20 protein-coding genes and 2 pseudogenes are annotated in these 22164 nt (G+C 69.7%); 14 read left to right on the top strand and 8 right to left on the bottom strand.

The features are described from left to right. Positions 1–167: 167 nt before the first annotated feature. From ACOJVU_RS03205 to ACOJVU_RS03195, 3 genes are all read left to right on the top strand, one after another. The gene (locus ACOJVU_RS03205; RefSeq protein ID WP_421528451.1) at positions 168–2567 is read left to right on the top strand and encodes a CoA transferase; all 2400 of its coding nucleotides are present in this window, start codon (positions 168–170) and stop codon (positions 2565–2567) included. Positions 2568–2619: 52 nt separating this feature from the next. After that, positions 2620–4104: an acetyl-CoA acetyltransferase gene (locus ACOJVU_RS03200; RefSeq protein ID WP_421528450.1), complete on the top strand. Its 1485-nt coding sequence runs from the start codon at positions 2620–2622 to the stop codon at positions 4102–4104. Positions 4105–4211: 107 nt separating this feature from the next. After that, positions 4212–6344 (top strand): NAD-dependent epimerase/dehydratase family protein, encoded by a 2133-nt coding sequence (locus ACOJVU_RS03195; protein WP_421528449.1) that lies wholly within the window; start codon positions 4212–4214, stop codon positions 6342–6344. 31 nt (positions 6345–6375) lie between these two features. Here the strand turns inward: ACOJVU_RS03195 and lon are convergent, their stop codons facing one another. After that, positions 6376–8721 (bottom strand): endopeptidase La, encoded by a 2346-nt coding sequence (gene lon, locus ACOJVU_RS03190; RefSeq protein ID WP_421528448.1) that lies wholly within the window; start codon positions 8719–8721, stop codon positions 6376–6378. A gap of 90 nt (positions 8722–8811) precedes the next feature. Here lon and ACOJVU_RS03185 point away from each other — a divergent pair, with 90 nt between their 5' ends. Further along, positions 8812–9954: a phytanoyl-CoA dioxygenase family protein gene (locus tag ACOJVU_RS03185; protein ID WP_421528447.1), complete on the top strand. Its 1143-nt coding sequence runs from the start codon at positions 8812–8814 to the stop codon at positions 9952–9954. A gap of 3 nt (positions 9955–9957) precedes the next feature. Here the strand turns inward: ACOJVU_RS03185 and ACOJVU_RS03180 are convergent, their stop codons facing one another. Then, positions 9958–11196, bottom strand: a complete 1239-nt coding sequence (locus tag ACOJVU_RS03180; RefSeq protein ID WP_421528446.1) for an alpha-hydroxy acid oxidase — start codon at positions 11194–11196, stop codon at positions 9958–9960. A 71-nt stretch (positions 11197–11267) separates the two neighbouring features. Between ACOJVU_RS03180 and ACOJVU_RS03175 the strand changes: the two genes are divergently transcribed. After that, entirely contained in the window at positions 11268–11525 is a 258-nt protein-coding gene (locus ACOJVU_RS03175) for a hypothetical protein (protein ID WP_421528445.1), read from the top strand. 18 nt (positions 11526–11543) lie between these two features. Continuing rightward, a complete protein-coding gene (locus ACOJVU_RS03170) occupies positions 11544–11978 on the top strand; it encodes a DUF1810 domain-containing protein (RefSeq protein ID WP_421528444.1) in 435 nt (144 codons plus the stop codon). Here ACOJVU_RS03170 and ACOJVU_RS03165 read toward each other — a convergent pair. From ACOJVU_RS03165 to ACOJVU_RS03155, 3 genes are read right to left on the bottom strand one after another with little or no spacing between them, the layout of a single operon-like run. Next, positions 11975–13285, bottom strand: coding sequence for an alpha-amylase family protein (locus ACOJVU_RS03165; protein ID WP_421528443.1), 1311 nt, complete (start codon positions 13283–13285; stop codon positions 11975–11977). The two genes, ACOJVU_RS03170 and ACOJVU_RS03165, sit on opposite strands and share 4 nt — an antisense overlap. 10 nt (positions 13286–13295) lie before the next feature. Beyond that, on the bottom strand, positions 13296–13832 hold the full coding sequence (locus ACOJVU_RS03160; protein ID WP_421528442.1) for an alkyl hydroperoxide reductase: 537 nt from the start codon (positions 13830–13832) through the stop codon (positions 13296–13298). A 44-nt stretch (positions 13833–13876) separates the two neighbouring features. Beyond that, positions 13877–14464 carry a peroxiredoxin gene (locus tag ACOJVU_RS03155; protein WP_421528441.1) on the bottom strand — a complete coding sequence of 196 codons (588 nt, stop codon included), beginning with the start codon at positions 14462–14464 and terminating at the stop codon, positions 13877–13879. A gap of 106 nt (positions 14465–14570) precedes the next feature. Between ACOJVU_RS03155 and ACOJVU_RS03150 the strand changes: the two genes are divergently transcribed. From ACOJVU_RS03150 to ACOJVU_RS03135, 4 genes are read left to right on the top strand one after another with little or no spacing between them, the layout of a single operon-like run. Beyond that, positions 14571–15521 carry a hydrogen peroxide-inducible genes activator gene (locus ACOJVU_RS03150; RefSeq protein WP_421528440.1) on the top strand — a complete coding sequence of 317 codons (951 nt, stop codon included), beginning with the start codon at positions 14571–14573 and terminating at the stop codon, positions 15519–15521. A gap of 24 nt (positions 15522–15545) precedes the next feature. Next, entirely contained in the window at positions 15546–16262 is a 717-nt protein-coding gene (locus ACOJVU_RS03145) for a hypothetical protein (protein ID WP_421528439.1), read from the top strand. Beyond that, a complete protein-coding gene (locus ACOJVU_RS03140) occupies positions 16259–16702 on the top strand; it encodes a TIGR03618 family F420-dependent PPOX class oxidoreductase (RefSeq protein ID WP_421528438.1) in 444 nt (147 codons plus the stop codon). Before ACOJVU_RS03145 ends, ACOJVU_RS03140 begins: the two co-directional genes overlap by 4 nt. Before the next feature lie 23 nt (positions 16703–16725). Then, a complete protein-coding gene (locus ACOJVU_RS03135) occupies positions 16726–17478 on the top strand; it encodes an enoyl-CoA hydratase/isomerase family protein (protein WP_421528437.1) in 753 nt (250 codons plus the stop codon). Here the strand turns inward: ACOJVU_RS03135 and ACOJVU_RS03130 are convergent. Further along, positions 17475–17684 (bottom strand): (2Fe-2S)-binding protein, encoded by a 210-nt coding sequence (locus tag ACOJVU_RS03130; RefSeq protein ID WP_421528436.1) that lies wholly within the window; start codon positions 17682–17684, stop codon positions 17475–17477. The genes ACOJVU_RS03135 and ACOJVU_RS03130 overlap by 4 nt on opposite strands. Positions 17685–18050: 366 nt before the next feature. Between ACOJVU_RS03130 and bfr the strand changes: the two genes are divergently transcribed. The 4 genes and pseudogenes from bfr to ACOJVU_RS03110 all read left to right on the top strand — a co-directional run. After that, positions 18051–18536: a bacterioferritin gene (gene bfr / locus ACOJVU_RS03125; RefSeq protein ID WP_421528435.1), complete on the top strand. Its 486-nt coding sequence runs from the start codon at positions 18051–18053 to the stop codon at positions 18534–18536. Between the two features lie 132 nt (positions 18537–18668). After that, on the top strand, positions 18669–19163 hold the full coding sequence (locus ACOJVU_RS03120) for a carboxymuconolactone decarboxylase family protein (protein ID WP_421528434.1): 495 nt from the start codon (positions 18669–18671) through the stop codon (positions 19161–19163). Positions 19164–19391: 228 nt separating this feature from the next. Further along, positions 19392–20494, top strand: a pseudogene (locus tag ACOJVU_RS03115) (glutamine synthetase); the annotation flags it as partial. Position 20495: 1 nt separating this feature from the next. Beyond that, positions 20496–20756 (top strand): annotated as a pseudogene (locus ACOJVU_RS03110) (amidohydrolase); the annotation flags it as partial. Positions 20757–20795: 39 nt separating this feature from the next. Here ACOJVU_RS03110 and ACOJVU_RS03105 read toward each other — a convergent pair. Together ACOJVU_RS03105 and ACOJVU_RS03100 are read right to left on the bottom strand one after the other, a co-directional pair. Next, the gene (locus tag ACOJVU_RS03105) at positions 20796–21230 is read right to left on the bottom strand and encodes an SRPBCC family protein (RefSeq protein WP_421528433.1); all 435 of its coding nucleotides are present in this window, start codon (positions 21228–21230) and stop codon (positions 20796–20798) included. Positions 21231–21368: 138 nt separating this feature from the next. Then, a complete protein-coding gene (locus ACOJVU_RS03100) occupies positions 21369–22163 on the bottom strand; it encodes a GmrSD restriction endonuclease domain-containing protein (RefSeq protein ID WP_421528432.1) in 795 nt (264 codons plus the stop codon). Position 22164 lies beyond the last annotated feature (1 nt).

Raw genomic sequence — 22164 nt, 5'->3', positions numbered from 1 at the left:
CCCCCATCGGCTCCATCGCAATCGTGTCGACAGGTACGGACTCGCGCACCGGCCTGTGACGTTAGTCGACACCGCGCGCACCCGGTCCATCGACCGGGGATCCAGACGCGCGCACCGGCGCGGTGTGACACTGGTCAGCGACGCGCAAGCGCCCCGACCGTTACGGTGTGCAGATGGCCGACGGGTTGCTCGCTGGGGTGCGCGTGCTCGACCTGTCCACCGGTGCGGCCGACGCGGTGACCCGCCTTTTCGCCGACCTGGGCGCCGACGTCCTCAAGATCGAGACGCCGGGCGGAAGTCCCGCCCGCCAGGCGCTGCCGACGCTGGCCGGCGCCGCTATCGCGTTCGCGGTACACAACGCCAACAAGCGCAGCGCGGTGCTGGACCCCTACGACACCGACGACTGTGACCGGCTCCGCGAACTGGCCGCGGGCGCCGACATCGTCGTCGACAGCGGGCCCGAAGGGCTGGCCGCCGCGTTCGGGACGTCCGCCGCGCAGCTGGCCGCCCACCAGCAGCACCTGGTCGTCATCTCGATCACCGACTTCGGTACCACGGGACCTCGGTCGTCGTGGCACGCCACCGATCCGGTGCTCTACGCGATGAGCGGCTCGCTGTCGCGGTCGGGGCCTGCCACCGGCATCCCCGTGCTGCCGCCGGACGGCATCGCTTCGGCGACCGCCGCCGTGCAGGCCGCGTGGGCCACGCTCGTGGCGTACTACAACCGGTTGCGTTGCGGTACGGGCGATTACATTGATTTTTCTCGGTTCGACGCTGTTGTCATGTCGCTGGACCCCGCGTTCGGCGCGCACGGGCAGGCCGCGGCCGGGATCCGTGGCGCGGGGCGGTGGCGCGGACGCCCGAAGAACCAGGACGCCTACCCGATCCTTGCCTGCAAGGACGGCTACGTCCGGCTGTGCGTGATGGCGCCGCGGCAGTGGCGCGGCCTGCGGCGCTGGCTGGGGGAACCGGAGGCCTTCCAGGACGCCCGCTACGACGTGATCGCAGAGCGGTTCGCGGCCTGGCCGCAGATCAGCGTGCTGGTCGAGGCGTTGTTCGAGGATCAGACCATGACGGAGCTGGTGGCTGCCGGCCAGGCGCACCGGGTGCCGATCGCCGCGGTGCTGACGCCGTCGCAGATCGTGGCATCCGACCATTTCGAGGCGGTCGGTGCGATCACCGAGGCCGAGCTGGTCCCCGGCGTGCGCACCCGGATACCGAGCGGCTATTTCGTGGTCGGCGGGCAACGCGCCGGGGTGCGCACGGCCGCGCCCGCGGCGGGGCAGGACCAGCCGTGCTGGCCCGGGAGCCCCGCGGTGGTGACGTCGCCGTCGGGCCGGGTCGGCGACTATCCGTTCACCGGACTGCGCATCCTCGACCTTGGCGTCATCGTCGCCGGCGGCGAGCTGAGCCGGTTGTTCGGCGACCTGGGCGCCGAGATCATCAAGATCGAGAGCGCCGACCATCCCGACGGGCTCAGGCAGGCCCGCGCCGGCGAGGCGATGAGCGAGTCGTTCGCCTGGACCCACCGCAACAACCTGGGCTTCGGTCTGGACCTGCGCAGCGCCGAGGGCAACCGGATCTTTCGCCGGCTGGTCGCCGAAGCGGACGCGGTTTTCGCCAACTTCAAGCCCGGAACTCTTGCAGCCCTGGGCTTTTCCTACGACGAGCTGCGGGGAGTCAACCCGCGTGTTGTGCTCGCCGAGAGCAGCGCCTACGGCGACGGCGGGCCGTGGAGCACCCGCATGGGCTACGGGCCGCTGGTGCGGGCCGTCACCGGCGTCACCCGGCTCTGGACGCCCGCCGACCCCGACGACCGGGCCGGGTCCGGCCGGCACGCCTTCTACGACGCGACGACGGTCTTTCCCGACCACGTCGTCGGGCGGGTCACCGCCATCGCTGCGCTGGCCGCGCTGATCCACCGCGATCGCACCGGCGGCGGGGCACGCGTGCACATTTCGCAGGCCGAGGTCGTGGTCAACCAGCTCGACACCCTTTACGTCACCCGGGCCGCGCTCGCCGCGGGCCTGGCCGCGATACGCGCGGACACCGCCCTGCACGCCGTGCACCCGTGCGCGGGTGACGACGAATGGTGCGTCATCTCCATCCGCGACGACGACGAATGGCGCTGCGTGGCTTCGGCATTCGACCGTCCGCAGTGGGCCGACGACCCGCGATTCGCCACCGGCGAGGCCCGCGGGGCCAACCGGCGCGAGCTGGTGGAGCTGGTCTCCGCCTGGACCCGCACCCGCACCCCGGCGCGGGTTGCCCAACTGCTGCAGTCGGCCGGGGTCGCCGCCGGGCCGATGAACCGACCGCCGGACCTCCTGGAGGACCAGCAGCTGCGGGACCGCAAGCTGTTCGCCGAGATGGTGCACCCGCTCATCGAGCGTCCGCTGCCGGCGGAGACGGGCCCGGCCCCGTTCACCCACATCCCGCCGGCCCGGCAACGCCCGGCGCCGCAGCCCGGGCAGGACACCCGCGAGATCTGCCGGGCGTTGCTCGGGATGAGCGACGGGGAGATCGACCGGCTCGTCACCGACGGCGTGCTGTTCGGCCCGGCGTGACGCTGGGCGGGCCATCGGCGGCCGCCCGCGCTCCCCGCGCTAGGTTCGGTCTATGACCGTCGACCCCAGGACACCGGTGTTGGTCGGCTACGGCCAGGTCAACCACCACGACGACATCGACCCGCGGCGGCGGTCCGTCGAACCGGTGGACCTCATGGCCGCCGCGGCCAGACGAGCCGCCGACCCCCGGGTGACCGAGGCCGTGGACTCCGTCCGGGTGGTCAACGTGCTGTCGGCCCGCTACCGCGACCCCGGGCTGCTGCTCGGCCGGCGAATCGGCGCCGCGGACTTCACCACGCTGTACAGCCCGATCGGCGGCAACGTGCCGCAAACGCTGGTCAACCAGGCCTGCCTGGACATTCAGCGGGGCAGCGCCGGGGTGGTGTTGCTGGCCGGCGCCGAGACCTGGCGCACCAGAACGGGGCTGAAGTCCAAGGGCGGCAAATTGGTGTGGACGGTCCAGGACGAATCCGTGCCGATGGCGGATGTCAGCGGCGAAGACGTCCCGATGGGCGGCGAGGCCGAGCTGCGGATCCGGCTCGACCGCCCGTCGTACGTCTACCCGCTGTTCGAGGAGTCGCTGCGCATCGCGGGTGGTGAGTCGATCGAGGACCACATCGCGCGGATCGGACAGCTGTGGGCCCGTTTCAACGCCGTGGCGGTCGGAAATCCGCACGCCTGGATCCGCACACCGATGACCGCCGAGGAGATCGGGCAGCCCGGCCCGCGCAACCGGATGGTCAGCTGGCCGTATACGAAGCTGCTGAACTCCAACAACATGGTCGATCAGGGGGCCGCTCTGGTGTTGACCTCGGTGGAGCAGGCGACGCGCCTGCAGATCCCCGTCGAGCGCTGGGTGTACCCCCAGGCGGGCACCGACGCCCACGACACCCCCGCCGTCGCCGAGCGCGACGAGCTGCACCGGTCGCCGGCCATCCGGATCGCCGGGGCGCGGGCGCTCGAGCTGGCGGGGCTCGGTATCGACGATATCGACTACGTCGACCTGTATTCGTGTTTCCCCTCGGCAGTCCAGGTCGCCGCGCGCGAACTGGGGTTGAGCGTCGACGACGCGGCCCGCCCGCTCACGGTGACCGGGGGGCTGACCTTCGCCGGCGGTCCATGGAGCAACTATGTCATGCATTCCATCGCCACCGCGGCCGAGTTGTTGGTGGCCAACCCCGGCCGGCGCGCGCTGATCACCGCCAACGGCGGCTACCTGACCAAGCACAGTTTCGGCGTGTACGGCACCCAACCGCCGGACGAATTTCGTTGGGAGAACGTCCAGGCCTCGGTGGATCGGGAACCGACCCGCAAGGCGTTGGTCGAGTGGGACGGCGTCGGGACCGTTGAGGCGTGGACGACACCGTTCGACCGGGAGGGACGGCCGGAGAAGGCCTTCGTGGCCGTGCGCACCCCGGACGGGGCCCGCGCCCTGGCCGTGCTCGCCGATCCCGCCGCGGCCGCGGCGAGCGTGAGTGAGGATATCGGTGGCGCCAAGGTCGCCGTCGCCGCGGACGGCAGCGCCACGCTGCGGTAATCGTCGAGCGCATCGCGGCAGGCCAGGGTGTCGCGGATGCGGTAACGGTCGCGTAACCGATGGCGACGTGCCTATTGTCGAGGGTGACGTTGGGAGGGGTGAGCCCAGTGCAGATCCTGATTACCGACGCCACCGGCGCAATCGGGCGGCTGGTCGCACGGCAGTTGCTCGCTGCCGGGCACAGTGTCGCCGGCATCGCCGAGCGCCGCCATGCCGCGCTGGATCCGGCCGTGGAGTTCGTTCAGGCGTCGCTCAACCACCCGGTGCTGCAGGAGTTGGCCGACGAAGCCGACGCCGTGATCCATCTGGCCCCAGTCGACCCGACCGCGCCCGGAAGCGCGAAAATCGACGGCCTCGCGCGGGTGACCGACGCGGCCGCCCGCTCCGGGGCGCGGCTGCTGTTCGTGTCGCAGGCAGCGGGCCGGCCCGACCTGTATGAGCCGGCCGAGGCACTGGTAGCGACGAGCTGGGGCCCGACCCTGGTGATCCGGGCCGCGCCGCCGGTGGGCCGCCAGCTCGACTGGGCGGTGTGCCGCACGGTGACCACGCTGCTGCGCAGCAAGGTTTCCACGCAGCCGATCAGGGTGCTGCACATCGACGACCTGGTGCGGTTCCTGGTGTCGTCGCTGAACACAGACCGGACCGGTGTGGTGGACCTGGCCACCCCGGACACCATCAACGTGGTCACCGCGTGGCGGCTGCTGCGGCCGGTCACCTCACGGTCACGCCTGCATCGGCTGTACGGCTGGCCGCAGTTGGCCCCACAGCTCGATACCGCTGCAGCACATGAGGATTGGATGTTCCAGTGTGGCTGGCAGGCGTACGACGCCATCGCCGACACCGCGCGCGGGCTCGTCGGACGCAGGCTCGACGCCGCCGGTGCGACCCACCACGGCGGCCAATTGACGCTTCCCGTCGAGGTTCGGCCGCGCGCGTCGTGCGACGGGTTGTCCAGTGCGGCACCCGAGGGCATGGAGGGCGAGTTCGACGATCGGATCGATCCGCGGTTCCCGGTCTTCAGTGCGAGCACGCTCGCCGCGGCGCTGCCCGGACCGTTGACACCGATCACCCTGGACGTCCAGCTGAGCGGGCTGCGTGCGGCCGGCCGGGTGCTGGGCCAGGTGCTCGCGCTCGGCGATGTGGTCGATCACGAGTGGGGGAGTAGGGCCGTCGCGGTGTTCGGCCACCGGCCCTACGTCGGCGTGTCGGCCAATGCGCTTGCCGCCACTCAGCTTCCGGGCTGGGACCGAGAAGCTGTGGTGCGGCGCACGCTGGCCGGGCAGTCCGAGGCGGGCGAGCTCTTGCCGTTCGGAGAGCCGCAATTGGTCGGCGGGACGCTCGGCTCGGTCGCCAAAGGCCTCGTCGCAGCCCGGTCGCTATCCCTGCTGCGTCATCTCAAGGCCGACACACAGGCTTACCGGGCGGCCGCCGGGGCGGAGCACCTGGACGCCACCCGGCTTGCCGATCTGCCGGATTCGGCACTGGTGGTCAGGGTTCCGCTGTTGCGGGACCGGATTCACCAGGGCTGGGCATTGACTGCACTGTGGCTCATCGACACCGGCGTCACGGCGGCGGCGCTGGAGCACACCCAGGCGAGGGACAGCGTGTCCGGCATCGGCATGATCGTGCAAAGCGACCGCGTCGCGATCGAAACCGCCGAATTGGCTGCCGCGCTGCGGGACGACCCGCCGCTGCGTGCGCTGGCCAGGGAGGGCAACGTCGGCAGCATCCGCGCGTTGTCGCCGGCCACCGCCGCCATATTCGATGCCGCTGCCGCCCGGATCGGGCACCGCGGGCCCGGCGACTCCGAACTGGCCGCCCGAGTCTTCGGCGACGATCCGCAGCTGCTGCTGCGGACGGCGGCGCATTTCGCATCCGCCGCGCCCAGCGACCCCGCGGTGGCGGTGACACTCGCGCAGCGGCTCACCGATGCCGCCCGCGGCTCGCGGGAACTCGCCCATGACACCACCCTACTTTTCACCCATCAGCTTCGGATGACGTTGCGGGAGTTGGGCGCTCGGCGTGTCGATGCCGATTTGCTCGACGTTTCCGACGACGTGTTCTACCTGACCTGCGACGAACTGGTCAGCGTCCCGGCCGACGCCAGGTTGCGGGTCAAACGCCGCCGGGCAGAACGGGACCGCCTTCAGGCGCAGGGCCCGCCCGACGTCATCGACGGCAAGTGGTTCCCCGTCGACCGGGGCACCGATGGCCCGCATCCCGCGGGCCAAGACGTCTGATCGATTACCCAGCGCCACGTTCGCGTCCAGCTCAGGCGGCGACCGTCACAATCTCGGTCGCCGGTGCCAGTGCCTGCGCGACGATTTCGGCGACATCGGTCATCGGCCGCACGTCCAGGGTTGCGAGCACCTCAGCGGGCACGTCATCAAGGTCCGTTTCGTTGCGTGCGGGGATGAAAACCGTTGCCAGGCCGGCACGTTGGGCGGCTAGTAGCTTCTGCTTGACGCCGCCGATGGGCAGCACCCGTCCGTTCAGCGTGACCTCGCCGGTCATGCCGACGTCGGAGCGGACCTGACGTCCGGTGGCCATCGACACCAGGGCGGTCACCATCGTGACGCCGGCCGACGGGCCGTCCTTGGGCACCGCTCCGGCGGGCACGTGCACGTGGATGCGGCGGTCCAGCGCCTTGGGATCGATGCCCAACGCGCGAGCGTGCGAGCGCACGTAGGACAGCGCGATCTGCGCCGACTCCTTCATGACGTCGCCCAGCTGTCCGGTCAGAACCAGGGCGGACTCGCCGGCCCCGTCCAATCCAGTTGCGCCGGCTTCGATGTAGAGGACGTCACCGCCCAGGCCGGTGACGGCCAGGCCGGTGGCCACGCCGGGCACCGCGGTGCGCTCGGCCGACTCGGGGGTGAACCGCGGGCGGCCCAGGTAGTCGACCAGATCCGGCTCGTCGATGACGAGCGGACCGGCAGCCCCGTCCGATCCGGGCGCCAGCCGTGTGGTCACCTTGCGCAGCGCCTTGGCCAGCAGCCGCTCGAACTGCCGCACCCCCGGCTCGCGGGTGTAGTCGGCGGCGATCGTGCGTAGCGCGGCGTCGGTCACGGTCACCTCGCCGTCGCTCAGCGCCGCCCGTTCCCGCTGCCGGGGCAGCAGGTAGTCGCGGGCGATGGCGACCTTGTCGTCCTCGGTGTAGCCGTCGATGGCCACCAGCTCCATGCGGTCCAGCAGCGCGGACGGGATGTTCTCGACCACGTTGGCGGTGGCCAGGAACACCACGTCGGACAGGTCCAGGTCGAGATCCAGGTAGTGGTCCCGGAAGGTGTGGTTCTGCGCCGGGTCGAGTACCTCCAGCAAGGCGGCCGAAGGGTCGCCGCGGTAGTCCGAACCGACCTTGTCGATCTCGTCCAGCAGGACAACGGGATTCATCGTCCCCGCCTCACCGATGGCGCGCACGATCCGGCCCGGCAGCGCGCCGAGGTAGGTGCGCCGGTGCCCACGGATCTCCGCCTCGTCGCGCACCCCGCCCAGGGCGACGCGCACGAATTTGCGGCCCAGCGCCCGCGAGACGCTCTCGCCCAGCGACGTCTTGCCGACGCCAGGGGGTCCGGCCAGCACCATCACCGCGCCGGAGCCACGGCCGCCGACGACCTGCAGCCCGCGCTGGGCGCGGCGCGCACGCACGGCCAGGTATTCGACGATGCGGTCCTTGACGTCGTCCAGCCCGTGGTGGTCGGCGTCCAGGATCTCCCGCGCGGCCTTCAGGTCGGTGGAGTCGTCGGTCTCGACGTTCCAGGGCAGGTCGAGCACGGTGTCCAGCCAGGTGCGGATCCAGCCGCTCTCCGGGCTCTGGTCGCTGGAGCGTTCCAGCTTGCCGACCTCGCGCAGCGCGGCCTCGCGCACCGTGTCGGGCAGGTCGGCGGCCTCCACCCGGGCGCGATAATCGTCGGAACCGTCGGGTTCACCTTCACCCAGCTCCTTGCGGATGGCGGCCAGCTGCTGGCGCAGCAGGAACTCCTTCTGGGTCTTCTCCATGCCCTCGCGAACGTCTTCGGCGATCTTGTCGCTCACCTCGACCTCGGCGAGGTGCGTGCTCGTCCAGTCGATCAGGACGCGGAGGCGACGGCCCACATCAACGGTCTCCAGCAACTCGCGCTTCTGCGCGGCGCTCAGGTAGGACGCGTAGCCGGAGGTGTCGGCCAGGGCCGAGGGATCGGTCAGGCCGTTGACGTAGTCGACGATCTCCCAGGCCCCGCGCCGCTGCAGCATTGCCAGCAGCAGCTTGCGATACTCCGCCGCCAGGGCCTTGACCTCGTCGGTGGGCTCAGCCGGGGCGACCTCGCTCACCTCGACCCATACCGCCGGGCCCGGCCCGGAGGCTCCCGCCCCGATCTGGGCGCGGCGCTCACCGCGCACGACGGCGGCGGTGCCGCCGCCCGCGACGCGGCCGACCTGCAGGATCTTGGCGATCACCCCGTACGAGGGATACCGGTCCTGCAGCCGGGGCGCGATCAGCAGCTGCCCCGACTCGCTAGCCTGGGCGGCGTCGATCGCCGCGCGTGCGGCCTCGTCGAGCGCGATCGGCACCGCCATTCCGGGCAGCACGATCGTGTCGGTGACGAACAGCACCGGAACGGACATGGCGTCGGCCATCAAATCCTCCAAAAATTGAGCCTGTTGCGCTCAACCCGGCCGGCCGCCGGTTTGTTCCCGGCAGGGCGGCTTCGGTCGCATAATCGGGCCATGGCGCTGTCGCATCCCGTCCCCCGTTCCCTCGACCCGGAGATCCTCGCGGCCGCGGCCAGACACTTGGCGCGCACCGGCTCGATCACGTTCCTCGTCGGAGAGGACGCCGTCACGTACACCGCCGACGGACCGACGATCCGCGTCGACGACGGGCAGGCCACCGGCCCCGGCGGCGGGCGGGCCGTCGTGCGCATGTCCCGCCAAGCCTGGGACGACATGGTTGGGCAGGTCCGCACGGTCGTCAACCTGTTGCTCAGCGACGACCTGGCCTTCGAGCGGGGCGGATTCGACCAGCTGGCCGACTGGGACCCGGTCCTGCGCTACCTGCACGCCGGCATCCCGCCCTACGACCCGGCGCGAACCGATCTCAAGGGGCGCGACCCGCTCGCCGCGTTCACGCTGGATGCACACGACGCCGAACTGGCCGCACAGCTCGAGACGATGGGCTACCTGCACGTCACCGGCGTCTTCACCAGCGAGGAGATGGAGGCCGCCAACCGCGAGGTCGACCGCCTCGCGGCGGCCGCACGTCCCGGGGACGACCGGTCGTGGTGGGTCATCGGCGAAGACGGCGGCAGCGTCCTGTGCCGCCTGGTGTACGCGACGCTGCGCTCGCCGGTTCTCGCGGCCCTCGAAGGCGACCCGCGGGTGCACAGGCTCGGCACTCTGCTCGATCCCGCGCTGCGCGCCGCGCCCGACCGGATGGAGGGCAGCGCGGTGCTGCTCAAGGTGCCGGGAAATACCAGCGGGCTGTCCAACATCCCCTGGCACCAGGACTGCGGGATGGGTGGGCACGCCATCATGTGTCCCACGCTCAGCGTCGGGATCCAGATCACGGGTTCGGATTCCTCGACCGGCAACCTGCAGGTCGTTCCCGGCAGTCACGGTCAGGCGATCCACTACCGGTGGCAGCAGCGGCTCCCGGGGGTACCGGTCGTGAGCATCGACACCGCCCCCGGCGACGTCACCGTCCACATCCAGGACGTGATGCATGCCTCGCCCCGGCCGACCGGCGCCGGCGGGCGGCGCACCATGTACGTCACGCACTACCCGCCGAAGCTCTGGGATCACGTGGGGCCGGGGCAGGCCTACAACGACCTGGTGCGCAACCGCACCGAACAGGTCGCGCGCCTGCGGTAGCCCTCACGATTCGACGGGCCCCAGCCGCCGCAGTTGCGTCACGTGCCTGGGCGAAAGCTCCTCGAGGCAGGTGACACCGAGCAGTCGCATCGTGCGGAGCACCCCTTCTGCCAGGATGTGTATCGCGTGGGCCACGCCGGCCTCGCCGCCGGCCATCAGGCCGTAGAGGTAGGCCCGCCCGACCAGGGTGCACCGCGCCCCCAGCGCGACCGCCGCCACGATGTCGGCGCCGGCCATGATGCCGGTGTCCACCAGGATCTCGGTGTCCTTGCCGAACTCGCGCGCCACCGCGGGCAGCAGGTGGAAGGGCACCGGCGCGCGATCCAGTTGCCGGCCACCGTGATTGGACAACACCATGCCGTCGACGCCGCGCTCGACCACGGCACGGGCATCGTCGAGCGTCTGGATCCCCTTGACGACGAGCTTGCCGGGCCAGCGCGCCTTGATCCAGTCCAGGTCGTCGAAGGTGAGGCTGGGGTCGAACATCGTGCTCAGGTACTCACCGACGGTGCCCGGCCAGCGATCCAGCGACGCGAACGCCAGCGGCTCGGTGGTCAACAGGTCGAACCACCACCTCGGGTGCGGCACCGCGTCGAGCACGGTCCGCAGCGTCAGGGTCGGCGGGATCGTCATCCCGTTGCGGTTGTCGCGCAGCCGTGCGCCCGCGGCCGGGACGTCGACGGTGACCAGCAGCGTGTCGAAACCGGCGTCGGCTGCGCGCTGCACCAGCGCCATCGAGCGGTCACGGTCGCGCCACATGTAGAGCTGAAACCACTTACGGCCCTGCGGCACCACGGCCACCAGGTCTTCGATCGCGCAGGTGCCCAGGGTGGACAGCGAAAACGGGATCCCGGCCTCCGCCGCTGCCCGCGCGCCGGCGACCTCGCCCTCGGTGTGCATCAACCGGGTGAACCCCGTCGGGGCGATCCCGAACGGCAGGGCCACCGGCCGGCCCAGGACATTCCAGCCCGCCGTCACGGTGCTGACGTCTCGCAGGATGGTCGGATGAAACTCGATGTCGCGAAATGCTTGTCGAGCGCGCCGGATCGACAGCTCGTCCTCGGCGGCGCCGTCGGTATAGTCGAACGCCGCCCTGGGTGTGCGGCGTGCGGCGATGCGACGCAGGTCGTCGATGGTGTAGGCGGCGTCGAGGCGACGCCTGGTGCGGTCGAACTCGGGGCGCTTGAACCTGATCAGCGGCGCCAGGTCGCGGACCCTGGGCACCCGTCGCTTGACTGCCATGTCTACCAGTGTGCAGCCGGCACCCGGGCGTCACACCGGACACTCCGACCACCGCGACTATCATGCGCGTCATGGACGACGCGACCGCGCGGATCGGCGCGATGGCAAGCGAGGCGATCGATCTGCTCATCGGGGCAGTCGAGCAGACCCCGACCGAAAGCGGAGACCAGCCGTCGAGCGTGGCGGGCCGGAGCCCGCGCGAACGGGTGGAGTCGGTGCTCGAGGCGGCGCTGCGGCACCCCGGCGGGTTCGGGCCGGCCCAGCCCGCGCCGCCGGACTCGACGCCCACGGCGCAGCCGATGGCCCTTCCCGGGCGCTCGGTCGCCTGACGGGGCAGTCTGACAGCCATGGAATCAGCACCCGACCCCTACGACCTCAAACGCTTCCTGAAGGCGCAGGCGCCGGTCTACCGCGCCGTCGTCGAGGAGTTGCGCGAGGGGCGCAAACGCACCCACTGGATGTGGTTCGTGTTCCCGCAACTGCGCGGCCTGGGCAGCAGCGAGACGGCGCAGCGCTACGGTATCTCCGCACTGGGGGAGGCGCGCGCCTACTTACGGCACAGCGTGCTCGGGGCGCGGCTGCGGGAGTGCACGCGATTGGTCAACCAGGCGCCAGGCCGTTCGGCCGCCGAGATCTTCGGTTCGCCCGACGACCTCAAGTTGTGTTCGTCGATGACGCTGTTCGCCGCCGCCACCGACGACAACGAGGACTTCGTCGCGTTGCTCGACAAGTACTACGACGGACGGCGAGACGCGGCGACACTGGAACGGCTGGAATCTTAGGCGCGGCTGAGGATCCGCCATCCGTGCGGCTCGACCATCACCTCGTCGACGATCTCCTGTGCCGGCGCCGACGAGCCAGCCTCCACGCGCGCACGCCCGCCGCCCAGTTCGTCCACCGCCAGGCACAGCGGCTCGTCGTCGACGTTCAGCGCGACAAGCAAACTGTCGTCGCCGCTTCGCGTTTCGTAGACGTAGTGCAGGTTGGACAGCCGCAGCGGGCTCGTCGCCGCCGCGTGCAGCCACGGGTGGCGGCGGCGCAAGCCGATCAGGAACCGGTGCAATGCCCACACCTCGGCGCCGAAGGAATCCAACGGCATTGGGGGAGTGTCGAACTCGGGACGAACCGCGTCGTCACCCCCGAACCGCTCCTCCTTGATGCCGCGCATCCCGAACTCGTCGCCGGCGTACAGGCTGGGCACACCGCCGACCGTGAGCAGTACCACCAGCGCCTGCGCAAGATGCTCACGACGCTCGAGGCGGCTGGCGATGCGGGTGACGTCGTGGTTGCCGACGAACGTCAGCGGGGAGAAACGGGACAGGAACTCGTTGTGGCGCTGCAGCGCCCAGTCGAGCTCGAAGAAGTTGCCGTCGTTGAGGCTGCTCCAGATCGCCTTCCACAGCTCGTACTGGGTGGCCGAGTCGAACCCGGCTGCCTCGACCTGAGCGGCGTAGTCGCCGTGAATGAGTTCCCCGACGAACCAGGTGTCCGGGTAGCGCTCCCGAACCCGCGGGAGGGTCGCCGCCCAGAAGTGTTGCGGCACGGCATAGGCCGCATCGAGCCGCCAGCCGTCCGCGCCGCGGCCCAGCCAGTGGGCCATGACGTCGGCGGCGTAGTCGACGACCTCGGGGTTGTCGTGGTTGAGGGTGATGAGCCCGGGGTGGCCTTCGAACGTGTGAAACCGGCCCGGACGCCCGCGGAACCAGCGCGCCGCGGCCTCGCTGTCGGCCGCCTCGCGATACGCCGGGAAGTCCACGCCCACATGGTTGAAGACGCTGTCGAGCAGCACCCGAAGGCCGCGGCGGCGCGCCTCGGCGACGAGGTGGTCGAAGTCGGCGTCGTCGCCGAGTCGGGGGTCGATGCGGTAGTGGTCGGTGGTGTCGTAGCCGTGGGTGCGCGAGGCGAAGATCGGCCCCAGGGCGACACCGGAGGCCCCCAGTGCGATGGCGTGGTCGAACCAGCCGGTGAGCCGCCGCAACCGGTGTTCATCCGGCTGCGGCGGCTCACCTGGCGTGGGGAACGCGCCGACGAAACCCAGCGGGTAGACCTGCCACCAGATGGCGTGGCCGATCCAGGCGGGTTCCGTCACGAAATCGCGATCAGCCGACGCCGGCCAGCGTCTCCGCGGCGATGATCGCCTGCGCCACGCCGGACACGATCGCGGCGACTTTCAACGCCTCCTGGATGGCCTCCCGGCCCATCCCCGCCTCGCGCAGCGTGTGCTCGTGGGAGGCGACGCAATCCGGGCATCCGTTGATTGTGGAGACCGCGAAGCACCACAGCTCGAAGTTCGCCTTCTCCACACCTGGATTGGCGATGATGTTCATCCGCAATCCCGCCCGCAGATCGTCGTACTTGCCCTCGAGGAAGCCGCGGCCACGGTAGAACACGTTGTTCATGCCCATGATCGAGGCCGCCCCGAGGGCCGCGTGGTACGCCTCGGCCGACAGCACGTCGGCCGCTTCGGCACCGATCTCGGCCATTACCTGGGTATTCCGGGTCGCCACGGCGCTGGCCAGCAGGGTGCCCCACAGCTGTTCCTCGTTGAGCTCCGTGCCGCGCACGATCGAGCCGAGGTTGAGCTTGAGGTCCTTGGCGTACTCGGGCAGCGCGTTCTTGAGGTTTTCAACGCTCATGTCGCCTCCTGACCAGGCTTGTGGGGCCGGAATTCAGGCTGCGATCAGGCAGATGCCTTGAGCAGCTCGGCAGCGTTCAGCGTCGGGTCGCCCTTGCGCCAGTTGCAGGCGCACAGCTCGTCGGACTGCAGCGCGTCCAGGACCCGCAGCACTTCCTCGACGTTGCGGCCCACGGATCCCGCCGTGGCCGAAACGAACTGGATCTCGTTGTTGGGGTCGACGATGAAGGTCACCCGGTCGGCCACGCCGTCGGCGTTGAGCACTCCGGTCGCCAGGCAGAGCTCGCGCTTGATGTCCGAGAGCATCGGGAAGGGCAGCGCCTTGAGGTCCTCGTGCTGCGCGCGCCAATTGAAATGCACGAACTCGCTGTCGATCGACACACCGAGCACCTGGGCGTCGCGGTCGGCGAATTCGTCGTTCAGCTTCCCGAACGCCGCGATCTCGGTGGGGCATACGAAGGTGAAGTCCTTGGGCCAGAAGAACACCACGCGCCACTTGCCGGGGTGGTCGTCGTTGGTGATGGTGGTGAAGTAGTCGCCGGGGTCGTTCGCTTCGACCTTGGACAGGTCGCCGGCAATCAGCGCGGTGAGCTGGTAGGTGGGGAACTGGTCGCCGATTGTCAGCAATGACATATCGCTCCTCTGGGTCGTGTCGTAGCGGGATTTTGTGGCTTCGGGTCCTATGTTGCCGCCCCGGGACTGTGAGGTAAAGGTGATTTTTCACACTATATTAATAGGTATGACCGATAAGAATTATCAGCCGACGCTCGCCGGGCTGCGTGCGTTCGTCGCGGTGGCCGAGAAGCGGCACTTCAGCAGCGCCGCGCCCGCTCTGGGCGTGAGCCAGTCGACGTTGTCGCAGGCGTTGGCGGCCCTGGAGAACGGGCTGGGCACCCAGCTGATCGAGCGGTCGACGCGGCGGGTCTTCTTGACCGCGGAGGGTGCGCAGCTGCTCCCGCACGCTCAGTCCGTGGTGCATGCGGTGGACGCGTTCACCGCCGCCGCGGCCGGCACCGCCGACCCCCTGCAGGCCAGTCTGCGGCTGGGGCTGATTCCGACGGTGGCGCCCTACGTGCTGCCGACGGTGCTGGCCGGGGTCCCCGAGCAGCTTCCCGACCTGACGTTTCGGGTGATCGAGGACCAGACCGAGCGGCTGCTGGCGGCCCTGCGCGAAGGCGCGCTGGACGCGGCGCTGATCGCGTTGCCCGCCGCCGCCGCCGGAATCACCGCAATTCCCATCTACGACGAAGACTTCGTCCTCGCGCTGCCCCCCGGGCATCCGCTGTCGGGCCGGCGACGGATCCCGACGACGGCGCTGGCGCAGCTGCCGCTGCTGTTGCTCGACGAGGGCCACTGCCTGCGCGACCAGGCGCTGGACGTCTGTCGCATGGCGGGTGTGCGGCCGGAGCTGGCGAACACGCGGGCGGCATCGCTGTCGACCGCGGTGCAGTGCGCGACCGGCGGGCTGGGTGTGACCCTGATCCCGCGGACGGCCGTCCCGGTCGAGGCGGCGAGAAGCCGGCTGGGGCTCGCCGAGTTCGCCGCGCCACGCCCGGGCCGGCGGATCGGCCTGGTGTTCCGCGCCTCCAGCGGACGCCATGAGTCCTACCGGCGGCTGGCCGGGATCATCGGCGGGCTGATCGGCGCCGAACACCGGGTACGCCTCGTCAAAGGGGAACCCACCGAGTAGCCGGGACGACTGTAGGTTCTGCGTATGGAGAAGGTAATCGCGATACTGATGCGCCCCGACCCGGACGACGAATGGTGCGCCTGCCAGCGGGGCCCGGTAGCCGACGAGTTGCTGGGTCTGGGCGTGGCGGGGCTGGCCGTCAACGTCCGCGACGGCGCGGTGCGTCACTCGCTGATGACGCTGACGACGCTGGACCCGCCGGTGGCCGCGGTGGTGAGCCTGTGGACCCAGCAGTGCTACGGCGACCAGGTCCAGGCGGCGCTGAGACTGCTCGCCCGCGAATGCGACCGGTTCGCCGCCTACCTGGTGACCGAGTCGGTCCCGCTGTCTTCGCCGAGCCAACTCGGTTCGCGTACAAGGGGACTGGCCAACGTCGCGCTGCTGCGCCGGCCCGCGCACCTGGACCAGCCAACCTGGCTGGACCGTTGGCAGGGCGACCACACGTCGGTGGCCATCCAGACCCAGGCGACGTTCGGCTACACCCAGAACTGGGTGGTGCGCGCCCTCACCGCGGGCGCCCCGGAGATCGAGGCGGTGGTCGAGGAGCTGTTCCCTGCGGAGGCGATCACCGACCTGCAGGCGTTCTTCGGCGCCGCCGACGACGACGAGCTCCAGCAAAGACTGGGCCGTATGGCCGCCAGCACCAGCGCATTCGGCGCCAACGAGAACATCGACACGGTGCCGACCAGCCGCTACGTCTTCACGACACCATTCACCGAGCCGTTCCAGGAGCGCGCATGACGACACTGCGCGATGCCGTGGCGCTGGCGGCGGGGGAGAGCGGCCTGGCGGTGGTGTCCACCGTCCGCGCCGACACCACCGTGCAGGCGTCGCTGGTCAACGTGGGCCAGTTGGCCCACCCGGCCACCGGTGAACCCGCGCTGGGTTTCGCGACGTACGGCAAGGTCAAGCTCGCGAACCTGCGGGCACGTCCGCAGTTGGCGGTCACGTTCCGCAGCGGATGGCGGTGGGCGACGGTCGAGGGCCGCGCCGAGTTGGCCGGCCCGGAGGACGCGGCGCCCTGGGCCGCCGACGACAACAGGTTGCGGCTGCTGCTGCGCGAGGTGTTCACGGCCGCGGGCGGCACCCATGACGACTGGGACGAATACGACCGCGTAATGGCCGCCGAGCGCCGCGCCGTGGTGCTGATCGCACCGACCCGCATCTACGGTAACGCCTGAACAGCAGGTATTAGGCTGCAGCGGTGATCCTGCAGATCGACGACGTCAAGCGGGTGCGGACGCTCACCCTCAACCGGCCCGAGGCGCTCAACGCCTTCAACGAGGCACTCTACGACGCCACGGCCGAGGCGCTACTGGCCGCCGCCGACGATCCTGACGTCGCCGTCGTCCTGCTGACCGGCACGGGCCGCGGATTTTCGGCAGGCACGGATCTTGCCGAGATGCAGGCCCGCATCACCGACCCGGATTTCACCCCCGGCGAGCACGGCTTCATCGGGCTGATCGACGCGCTCAGCGCGTTCCCCAAGCCCCTGATCTGTGCCGTCAACGGGGTCGGGGTGGGCATCGGCGCGACGATCCTGGGCTACGCCGATCTGGTGTTCATGTCGTCGACCGCCCGGTTGAAGTGCCCGTTCACCAGTCTGGGCGTGGCGCCCGAGGCGGCCTCGTCCTATCTGCTGCCGCAGCTGGTCGGCAGGCAGAACGCCGCCTGGCTGTTGATGTCCTCGGAATGGATCGACGCCGCGGAGGCGCTGCGGATGGGCATGACGTGGCGGGTCTGTGAGCCGGAGCAGCTGCTGCCCGAGGCGCACCGCCACGCTGAAATCCTTGCCTCCCGGCCGATTTCGAGCCTGATGGCCGTCAAGCACACGATGGTCGAGCCGGTGCGCCCGGGGATTGCTGCGGCCAGGGCGCGGGAGAACGCCCATTTCGCCGCGATGATGGGGGCGCAGGCCAACGCTGCGGCGCTGGCGGATTTCAACAAGGGCCGCTAATGCGATGCGGCAGGCTGCAGTTCGGCTTCCCGGCTGCCTTCCCGATTGGCTGACGCGGCGATGATTGCCCGCAGCGTGCGCCTGCAACGCCCGCAGTCGGCACCGGCGCCGCAGGCGACGGCGACCTCCCTGGAAGTCGCCGCCCCGCGCGCGACGCACTCGGACACCGTGTGGGTGGTGGCCCCGACGCACAGGCATACGTACATCAGCACACCCTCCGCACGCCGGCACCGTTCCCTTGGGGAACGGGTTCCAACACTGGCCCGGGCGACCGCGATTCGGCCTCGAACACGGCGTCCCGCGTCACCGGGGGCCGGGGCGAAGATGCCGGGCGAATAGGTCGCATATTAGCGGAGTCTAACCTAAGTTGATGAGCGGAGTCTAACCTAAGCCGCGTGTTAGGTGGGTCACTCCCGGCCACCGCCGCGACACACTGAGCGCAGCCATACCTTTCTGGAAGATTGATCTGCGGCATGGCACAGTTCGACTACGGGCGGCATCGGGGGGCTACAGCCCAGCCTTCCGCGCCCCGGCCAGAAGATGTCGGCTTTCACACACCCCAAGGAGTGATCGTGCAAGGTGATCCGGACGTTTTGCGACTGCTCAACGAGCAGTTGAGCAGCGAGCTCACCGCCATCAACCAGTACTTCCTGCATTCCAAGATGCAGGACAACTGGGGATTGACCGAGGTGGCGAAACACACCCGGGAGGAATCGTTCGACGAGATGCGGCACGCGGAGGCGATCACCGACCGCATCCTGCTCCTCGACGGCCTGCCCAATTACCAGCGACTCTTCTCGCTGCGCATCGGGCAGACGCTGCGTGAGCAGTTCGAGGCCGACCTGGCGATCGAACACGAGGTGCTGGACCGCCTCAAACCCGGCATCATCATGTGCCGCGAGAAGCAGGACACCACCACCGCCAACCTGTTCGAGCAGATCGTGGCCGACGAGGAACTGCACGTCGACTATCTGGAGACACAGCTCGAGTTGATGGGCAAGCTCGGCGAGGAGCTGTACCTGGCGCAGTGCGTGTCCCGCCCGCCGGGCTCGCAATAAGCGGGGGCTGAACGCGGGCCTCCGGGGTCCGGTCGGGCACGCGCTTGACCAGCCTGCCGGGCCCCGGGGTCACCGTCGCCCGGCATTAGAACGTGTTCCAGAAACGGCCGGCGCGGGCGTAGGATCCTACCAATGAGCCGAATCGGAACGTTCGCCGACGACGACATAGCCGGCTGGTTCACCACGTCTCCAGACCTCGGTGGCGCCCTCGGCGGATTCAGCCAGGCGGTCTACACCAAGAACCGGCTGCCGCTGCGCACCCGCGAGCTCGCGCGCGCGGTGATCGCGCACAACAACGAGTGCATCGTCTGCGTCAACACCCGCGACGCCGACGGCCCGGCGGCCGGGGTCGACGAGGAGCTCTACGACCATGCCCCGGAGTGGCGCACATGGCCCGGCTACAGCGAACAGGAGCGGCTGGCGGCCGAATTCGCGCACCGGTTCGCCACCGAGCACACGGCACTGCGCGACGACGAGGACTTCTGGAGCCGCTGCTACGAGCACTTCTCCGACGAGTTGCTCGCCGACCTGGCCATCTCGTGCGCGCTGTGGGTCGGCATGGGCCGGGTGTTGCGCACCCTGGACATCGGCCAGGCCTGCACGCTGACGCTGCCCAGCCGCGCGTAAGCGCCGGCAGCCGGGCCGCAGCGCCGCCCGCGCCCGTCGCGACACATAATCCACTGCGCCGACACGCCGCGGCCCGTCGCCATGGGTTATGTCTCGTGAAGTACGGATCCCGACATCGCGGGGCCACCGGCGGGCGGGACCCCGCTGGACGCGTTCATCGACCGATTCGTCGCCGAGTTGCCCGACCGCCAGAACTGACCGGGCGCTCCGGGCTGCACAATGACTGCCATGACCGCCACCCCGCTTGCCGCCGCGGCGATCGCCCAGCTCGACGCCCAGGGTGTCGACACCGTCATCGGGACAATCGTCAACCCGGCGGGGCTCACCATGGCCAAGACGGTGCCCCTCCGGCGCACCGACACCTTCGCCGAGGCCGGACTGGGCGGCCAGTCCCTCGCGGCGTGCCTTCGCGATCGACCAGACCGGCATCGCCTTCGCCGACGGCATCGGCGTCATCGGCGATCAGCGCCTGTGCATCGACCTGTCGGCGTTGCGCATCGTCGGCGACGGGCTGGCCTGGGCGCCCGCCGCGTTCTACGGGCAAGACGGCACGCCCGTGCCCGCGTGTGCCCGCGGCACGCTCGGCCGCATCGAGGCCGCGCTGACCGAGGCCGGCGTCGAGGCGCAGATCGGCCATGAGATCGAATTCCTGCTGGTCGATCCCGGTGGCGGTCGGCTGCCGGCGGCGCTGTGGGCCCAGTACGGCCTTGCCGGCGTCCTCGACTACGAGGCGTTCATCCGCGACGTCAACTCCTCGGCCACGGCCGCCGGGATCGCGATCGAGCAGTTCCACCCCGAATACGGGGCCAACCAGTTCGAGGTCTCGCTGGCGCCGCATTCGCCGGTGGCCGCCGCCGACCAGCTGGTGCTGATGCGGTTGATCATCGGCTGCGCGGCCCGCCGGCACGGGCTGCGCATCAGCCTCTCGCCGACGCCCTTTGCAGACAACGTCGGATCTGTTGCCCACCAAAATTTTTCACTCCGAATGCCGCAGGGTCCGTTGTTCTCTGACGGACCGGGCGCCGAGGGGATGACGGCGGCCGGGGAGAGCGCGGTGGCGGGGGTGGTGCGCGGACTGCGCGAGGCGCAGTGTGTTGTGCGGGTCGATCGTGTCCGGTCTGCGGCTACGGCCTGGCAACTGGTCCGGCGCCTACACGTGCTGGGGAACGGAGAACCGTGAGGCCGCAGTGCGATTCGTCAAGGCAGGACTCGGCGCGGTGTACGGGGGCAACGTAGAGGTGAAGATCATCGACCCGTCGGCGAACCCCTACCTGGCGTCCGCGGCGATCCTGGGCCTGGCGCTCGACGGGATCAAGAACCAGGCGGCGTTGCAACCATCTGGGAACGCGGGGGCCGGCATTCATCGCCCGGTTGCTGGAGATGGCGCCTTTCCGCAAAGTCCTGTACTCCTCAGACAGGTTCGGTCCGGCGGAGCTGCACTTCCTCGATGCAGGCTTGTGGCGCAACGGTATTCACCGGGTGCTGCGTGGCTTTGTCGACGGCGGCGACTGGAGCGAGGCCGACGCGCTGCGGGTGGTCGATCTGATCGCCCGCGCCAACGCCACGCGCGTCTATCGTTTGGCCGCGAGCTGAGCCCGCGTTGGTCGAGGCGGGGCGCCGCGACACCTGTGTTCAGGCGCGGCGTTCAGCGGCGGTGATGCCGCCTTTGAGCAGTTCGTCGATGACCTTCTTGAACACCGGCAGCATCAGCCGGTCGACACCGGGAATCTTCAGTGTTGACCGAAGATGCCAGTTGACCTCGGTCCCCGTCCCTGCTTCACGCAGCTGGACCGTTCCGATGTGATCCCGGGTCGGTGCGCCCGAGAGCATCTTGTACGAGTATTGGATGGGTCGCTCGTACTCGATGATCTCCTCGACGAACGGGGGTCCGATCACCTCCAGACGCCTGATCGCGCCGACACCGTTGGGTGCGGGGGTTCCCTCACGATCGAGGGTGCTGCGCCGGCATGCCCACAGGTAGTCCGCGATGCCGCGGTGATCGGTCAGGGCGTCGAACACGGTCTCGATCGGCGCCGTCGATGTTCGGGTGAGCGTGAACTCGATCATCCGCGCACCAGGGTGCCGATACGCTCCACCGATATCCGGTTGTCCGCCGTCATGATTCGTCCCCTTTCGATACAGAAGAACATAGCCCCACGGCGTGCGGCGCATCGAAGCCGCATACCTCACAATCCCGGGCTGAAATCACTCGCAGGCCACACCGTCGCCATCGCGGTCGAGCCCGGGTCGATATCCGGGCTGTCCGGCATGGATCGGGGCCGCGCCGGCGGCTCGTGCCGCCTTACAGTTCGGGTAGTACACCGACAGCCCGTTATCGGGTTCCGGCGCCGGAGGGGTCGTCATCGCCGCCGGTGGCGGTTCCGGAACTGCATCCGGTGCCCCACAACTCGTCAGTATTCGAGCGATCGCATCGTGTTCGGCCTGCGTCACCCACAGCCCGTAGGCGGTCTTCACGCCGACAATGCGGGTCACATACGTACAGCGGTAGGACTTGTTGGGCGGCAACCACGTTGCAGCGTCGCCGGCGCCCTTCTGTTCGTTCATCGACCGGGTCGTGGCCTGCAGATTGATCGGGTCGTTGGCGAAGTTGCGCCGCTTGGCGTCATCCCACTGCTGCGCACCCTTTTGCCATGCGTCCAACAACGCGACCACGTGGTCGATCGGGACCAGCGACGACGTGCCCCGACCGCGGTGGAAATCGACCGTGACGCCGCTGTACGGGTCGTGCAACACACCAGAAATCACGGTGCAGTCGCCACTGCGGACGATGTCGGCGAGGTCACGGGCGAGGATGTCGTCGCGGGTGTCACAGCCGTTGTGTCCGTCGGTCACCGTCACGTCGTCAGTCCAGGCATCGCCGAACAGGGCACGGTCGTATCCGGTTTTCGGCGCGCGGCCCTTGATCGCCAAGGTGGCCAGTTCCCCCGCCGCTGTCGCGGCGTCCGCCAACTGTTCCGGCGCCGCCGGGACGAAAGACAAC

This window comes from Mycobacterium sp. THU-M104, from assembly GCF_049197365.1.
In the GTDB taxonomy this organism is placed as follows: Bacteria; Actinomycetota; Actinomycetes; order Mycobacteriales; family Mycobacteriaceae; genus Mycobacterium.
The sequence above is the reverse complement of the archived record's forward strand: the minus strand, read 5'-3'. Positions and strand labels throughout refer to the sequence as shown.